Annotated in this window: 4 protein-coding genes; 3 read left to right on the forward strand and 1 reads right to left on the reverse strand. The window is 66.8% G+C overall.

Going from position 1 to position 5886, the window contains the following annotated elements:
- Positions 1-28 precede the first annotated feature (28 nt).
- Positions 29-559, reverse strand: a complete 531-nt coding sequence (locus tag CH341_RS34500; RefSeq protein WP_170149829.1) for a TlpA family protein disulfide reductase — start codon at positions 557-559, stop codon at positions 29-31.
- Between the two features lie 496 nt (positions 560-1055).
- Between CH341_RS34500 and fdnG the strand changes: the two genes are divergently transcribed.
- From fdnG to CH341_RS27380, 3 genes are read left to right on the forward strand one after another with little or no spacing between them, the layout of a single operon-like run.
- Entirely contained in the window at positions 1056-4136 is a 3081-nt protein-coding gene (fdnG, locus tag CH341_RS27370; RefSeq protein WP_170149830.1) for a formate dehydrogenase-N subunit alpha, read from the forward strand.
- Between the two features lie 14 nt (positions 4137-4150).
- On the forward strand, positions 4151-5113 hold the full coding sequence (gene fdxH / locus CH341_RS27375) for a formate dehydrogenase subunit beta (RefSeq protein ID WP_111422120.1): 963 nt from the start codon (positions 4151-4153) through the stop codon (positions 5111-5113).
- Entirely contained in the window at positions 5113-5817 is a 705-nt protein-coding gene (locus tag CH341_RS27380; protein ID WP_111422121.1) for a formate dehydrogenase subunit gamma, read from the forward strand. The genes fdxH and CH341_RS27380 overlap by 1 nt, the downstream gene beginning before the upstream one ends.
- Positions 5818-5886: the final 69 nt, after the last annotated feature.

The following is a 5886-nucleotide window of genomic DNA, read 5'->3' on the forward strand; positions in this document are numbered from 1 at the left end:
GCCGTCGCCGCCAGTGCGGCACCGGCCTTCAACAGGTCGCGTCGTTGCATGCGGGCGTCCTCCGGTCGGGGGTTTTGGTGGCGAGTGCCACGATGGGTTCGGTCACCACGGGATCGCGCCAGTCGAGATCGCCCTCGGCGACGAGCCGCGGCCGCAGGGCGGCGTCGAGCGCGATCGTGGTCGGCAGCGCCGCGACGCCGAAGCCGCGCGCCACCGCGCGGTCGCGATCGAGCAGCACCGGCGCGGTCCAGCCGATCGCGGTGACAAAGCGACGCACGCGCAGGTCGACCTCGCCGACATCGACGGCCAGAACCGTGAGGTGATCGTTGCGCAGCGCAAAATCCCGCAGCCCCGACAGCTCGTCGCGGCACGGTTCGCACCACGTCGCGAAGAAGTGGAGCAGCACCGGGCGGCCGTGCAAGCTCGCCAGGTCGATCCGGTCGCCCGCGAGGGTGTCGAGCGCGACGCCGGGCGGTGTGCCGCCGGACCACGGGAGGAGCCGCGTCTCCGTCTCTCGTGCGACGGCTCCGCCGGGCGCCGTGAGCGCCGCGAGAAGCACGAGACGGAGGAGAACGAGAAGGCCAAACCGCTGCAGGCGCCGCGTCCGGCGCGACGGTATTGCCGAACCGAGCCGCGGCGGCGCTGCCGGTCGGCCGGATCCTGACGAGGTCGCGACGCCCCGGAACTCGGGAGCAGCAGACGAGATCACGTCGCCACTCTGCGAGAGCGGCGTCCCGCCCGTCAACGGAATTCGGGCCGGCGCGCCGCGATGCTGATCACGTCGGGCTCTGGCCGGCGCGGTGTAAAGGGAGTGGAACGGGTCCTTCGTCGCGTTGTTGCAACGCAGCGCGACCGGCCGTCGAAACATCGAGAAACGGCGCGCCGTCGCCGTGCGTCTTCACATGCGAAGTTTCGGAATCGTTTTGACTTTGGGAGCGTTCCAAAATAGCTTTTTCGTGACCACCTGAATCGATGACCCGATCGAATCTGCGTCGTGGCGCAGCTTCCTCACCGTCCCCCGCGGGGGGCCAACGCAAGCAGGAGGGATGTCTCCCATGAACATGGAGATCTCGCGGCGCGGCTTCCTGGCCGGCGCCGGCGCGGGTCTCGCGGGCACGACGCTCGGCGCCTTCGGTTTCGGCGACGTCGAGGCGGCACATGCGGCGGCGATCCGGCCGTTCAAGCTCGCGAACACCGCGGAAACGCGCAACACCTGCACCTACTGCTCGGTCGCCTGCGGCATCATCCTGTACTCGAAGGGTGACCTGAAGAAGGGCGAGAAGGCCGAGATCATTCATGTCGAGGGCGACACCGACCACCCGACCAATCGCGGCACGCTGTGCCCGAAGGGCGCGGCGCTGCTCGACATCGTCCGCGCCAAGACCCGTACGCTGTATCCGCAGGTCCGCAAGCCCGGCTCCGACAAGTTCGAGCGCGTCTCCTGGGACGCGGCGCTCGACCGCATCGCCCGGCTGATGAAGGACGACCGCGACAAGAACTTCATCGCCAAGAACAACGACGGCGCGACGGTGAATCGGTGGGTCTCCACCGGCTTCCTCGCCGCCTCGGCGACGACCAACGAAACGGCGTGGGCGACCTACAAGGTCGTGCGCAGCGCCGGCATGCTGGTGTTCGACAACCAGGCCCGTGTTTGACACGGCCCGACGGTGGCCAGTCTGGCCCCGACGTTCGGCCGTGGAGCGATGACGAATTCGTGGACCGACATCAAGAACACGGATCTCGTGGTCGTCATGGGCGGCAATGCCGCCGAAGCGCATCCTTGCGGATTCAAGTGGGTCACTGAGGCCAAGGCCAACCGTGGCGCCAAGCTGATCGTCGTCGACCCGCGCTTCACCCGCACGGCGTCGGTGGCGGACTATTACGCGCCGATCCGGCAGGGCACCGACATCGCCTTCCTGCTCGGGGTGATCAACCACTGCATCCGCAACGACAAGATCCAGTGGGCGTACACCAAGGCCTTCACCAACGCGGCCTATGTCGTGAAGGAGGGCTTCGGCTGGCAGGACGGCCTGTTCACCGGCTACGACGAGGAGAAGCGCGACTACAACCGCTCCACCTGGGACTACGAGATCGGGCCGGACGGCTACGCGGTCGTCGACGAGACGCTGCAGCATCCGCGCTGCGTGTGGAATCTGCTCAAGCAGCACGTCGCGATCTACACGCCCGAGATGGTCGAGCGCATCTGCGGCACCCCGAAGGACAAGTTCCTGAAGGTGGCCGAGATGATCTCCGAGTGCTCGTCGCCGACCAAGACGATGACCTCGATGTACGCGCTCGGCTGGACCCAGCATTCCAAGGGGTCGCAGAACATCCGGGCGATGGCGATGCTGCAGCTCATCCTCGGCAATATCGGGGTGCGCGGCGGCGGCATGAACGCGTTGCGCGGTCACTCCAACATCCAGGGGCTGACCGACATCGGGCTGATGTCGAACCTCATCCCGGGCTATCTGACGATCCCGACGGAGCGTGAGCCGACCTTCGACGTCTACATGTCGACGCGCGGCTTCAAGCCCCTGCGGCCCGACCAGATGAGCTACTGGCAGAACTACAGGAAGTTCTTCGTCAGCTTCCTGAAGTCGATGTGGGGCGACGCCGCGACGCCGGAGAACGCCTTCGCCTACGACTGGCTGCCCAAGCTCGACGTGCCGGCCTACGACGTCCTGCGCGCCTTCGAGCTGATGCACCAGGGCAAGATGAACGGGTACTTCTGCCAGGGCTTCAATCCCCTGCTGTCGTTCCCCAACCGCAAGAAGATCACGGCCGCCCTGTCGAAGCTGAAGTTCCTGGTCGTGATGGACCCGCTGCAGACCGAGACGGCCCGCTTCTGGGAGAACCACGGCGCCAACAACGACGTGAATCCCGCCTCGATCCAGACCGAGGTGATCGAGCTGCCGACCACCTGCTTCGCCGAGGACGAGGGTTCCCTCGTCAACTCGGGACGCTGGCTGCAATGGCACTGGGCGGGCGGCACGCCGCCCGGCGAGGCCAAGCACGACGCCTGGATCATGGCGCAGATCCATCTGCGGCTGAAGGAGCTGTACCGCAAGGAGGGCGGCCCGGTTCCGGAGCCGATCGTCAATCTCGACTGGCGCTACGCGGATCCGAACGAGCCGACGCCGGAGGAGCTCGCCAAGGAGCTCAACGGCTCGGCGGTCGTCGACATCACGGATCCCAACGACCCGACCAAGGTGGTGGTCGCCAAGGGCAAGCAGCTCGTCTCCTTCGCGGCGCTGCGCGACGACGGCAAGACCGCCTGCGGCTGCTGGATCTATTCCGGCTGCTTCACCGAGGCCGGCAACCAGATGGCCCGGCGCGACAACTCGGACCCGGACGACACCGGCGCCTTCGGCAAGTGGTCGTGGTCGTGGCCGGTGAACCGCCGGATCCTCTACAACCGCGCCTCCGCCGACGTCTCCGGCAAGCCGTGGGATCCGAGCCGCAAGCTGCTCGAATGGGACGGCACGAAATGGACCGGCTACGACGTGCCGGACATCGCGCCCAACGCCAAGCCGGACGTGGTGATGCCGTTCATCATGAACCCGGAGGGCGTGTCGCGGCTGTTCACCCGCGCCATGATGCGGGACGGACCGTTCCCGTCCCACTACGAGCCGTTCGAGTCGCCCGTCGCCAACGTGGTCGCGCCGAAGGTGCGCGGCAATCCGGTGGCGCGGGTGTTCCGCAACGACTTCGAGCAGTTCGGCGACGCCAAGGAGTTCCCCTATGCGGCGACCTCCTACCGGTTGACCGAGCACTTCCACTTCTGGACCAAGCACGCCCACGCGAACGCCGTGCTCCAGCCCGAGTTCTTCGTCGAGATCAGCGAGGAGCTCGCCAAGGAGAAAGGCATCAAGAAGGGCGGTATGGTGCGGGTGTGGTCGAAGCGCGGCTCGGTCACCGCCAAGGCGGTGGTGACCAAGCGCATCAAGCCGCTGATCTGCGACGGCAAGACCGTCCACATCGTCGGCATCCCGCTGCACTGGGGATTCATAGGCGAGGCCAAGAAGGGATTCGGGCCGAACTCGCTCACCCCCTATGTCGGTGACGCCAACATCGAGACGCCGGAATACAAGGCGTTTCTGGTCGACATCGAGCCCATCGCCGGGCCGGTCGCGTAAGGGAGGCCGAGAACATGTTTCCCCCGCTTCCGAACCCGCCCACGGCTCCGACCCCGCCGCGCTTCGGCGACAAGGATCTGATCCGCCGGTCGGCGTCCTCGGTGACGCCGCCGGCCCAGCGTCAGACCCAGGTGGCCAAGCTCATCGACGTGTCGAAATGCATCGGCTGCAAGGCGTGCCAGTCGGCCTGCCTCGAGTGGAACGACATGGTCGAGGAGGTCGGCGTCAATGTCGGCGTCTACGACAATCCGCACGACCTGACGCCGAACTCGTTCACGCTGATGCGGTTCACCGAATGGGTGAACCCCGAGACCCAGAACCTCGAATGGCTGATCCGCAAGGACGGCTGCATGCATTGCGAGGATCCGGGCTGCCTGAAGGCCTGCCCGGCGCCCGGCGCGATCGTGCAGTACTCCAACGGCATCGTCGACTTCGTGCACGAGAACTGCATCGGCTGCGGCTACTGCGTGAAGGGATGCCCGTTCAACATCCCGCGCATCTCCAAGGTCGACGAGAAGGCCTACAAGTGCACGCTGTGCTCCGACCGTGTCGCGGTCGGGCAGGGGCCGGCCTGCGCCAAGGCGTGCCCGACCCAGGCGATCGTGTTCGGCACCAAGGACGAGATGAAGACCTGGGCCGACGGCCGCATCAAGGACCTCAAGTCGCGCGGCTACAAGAACGCCGGCCTCTACGATCCGCCGGGCGTCGGCGGCACCCACGTGATGTACGTGCTGCATCACGCCGACAAGCCTGAGATCTACGCCGGCCTGCCCAACAACCCGCGGATCAGTCCGCTGGTCGAGATCTGGAAGGGCGTCGCCAAATACGCCGGCTTCGCCGCCATCGGCGCGCTGGCCGCCGTCACGGTCGTCCACGGCCTCTTCTCGGGGGCGAGCCGCGTCTCGTCGCACGACGAGGAGAAGGCCAAGGAGATGGCCGACAAGCCGCCCGAGGGAACGCCCAGGGAGAACGCGTGATGAGCGAGAGACGAGAGGTCGTCGAAGGCGACGCCCTCGAGAAGGGCGATCCGGTCGTCGTCGTGCGCTACTCGACCGCGGCACGGATCAACCACTGGCTGACCGCGGGGGGCTTCGTGCTCCTCGCGCTGTCGGGTCTGGCGCTGTTCCATCCGAGCCTCTACTTCCTCACCGGACTGTTCGGCGGCGGCCAGTGGACGCGCGCCGTGCATCCGTGGTTCGGCGTCTTCCTGTTCCTCGGCTTCACCGGGCTGTTCCTCCGCTTCTGGAAGGTCAACCTGTGGTCGCCGGCGGACGGGAGCTGGCTCAAGAACATCCACACCTTCCTGGCCGGCGACGAGGACAAGATGCCGGAGGTCGGGCGCTTCAACTTCGCCCAGAAGGCCGTGTTCTGGTGGATGGGCATCCTGATCCTGATGATGATCGGGACCGGCCTGGTGATCTGGGACCAGTATTTCGGCGCCTACACCACGGTCGAGCAGAAGCGCATCGCCGTGCTGGTCCACTCGCTCGGGGCGATCGCGATGATCTGCATCCTGATCGTCCACGTCTACGGCGCCGTGTGGGCGCGCGGCACCATGACGGCGATGGTCAAGGGCAAGGTCACGGGCGGCTGGGCCTTCAAGCACCACCGCATGTGGTTCCGCCAGCTCGCCCGGAGCGCCAAGACCAACCACACCCACACGGCCACGCCGGCCGAGTGAGGTGACGGACGAGGCACGGCCCTCCACCCTCCCCTGGAGGGGGAGGGTCGGTGCGCGCCGAAGGCGCGC

Origin of the sequence: Rhodoplanes roseus (assembly GCF_003258865.1) — a bacterium.
Taxonomy (GTDB): Bacteria; Pseudomonadota; Alphaproteobacteria; order Rhizobiales; family Xanthobacteraceae; genus Rhodoplanes; species Rhodoplanes roseus.

Coding starts and splice junctions, on each gene's coding strand:
- fdxH (WP_111422120.1), top strand. CDS start 4,151: ATGTTTCCCCCGCTTCCGAACCCGCCCACGGCTCCGACCCCGCCGCGC.
- CH341_RS27380 (WP_111422121.1), top strand. CDS start 5,113: ATGAGCGAGAGACGAGAGGTCGTCGAAGGCGACGCCCTCGAGAAGGGC.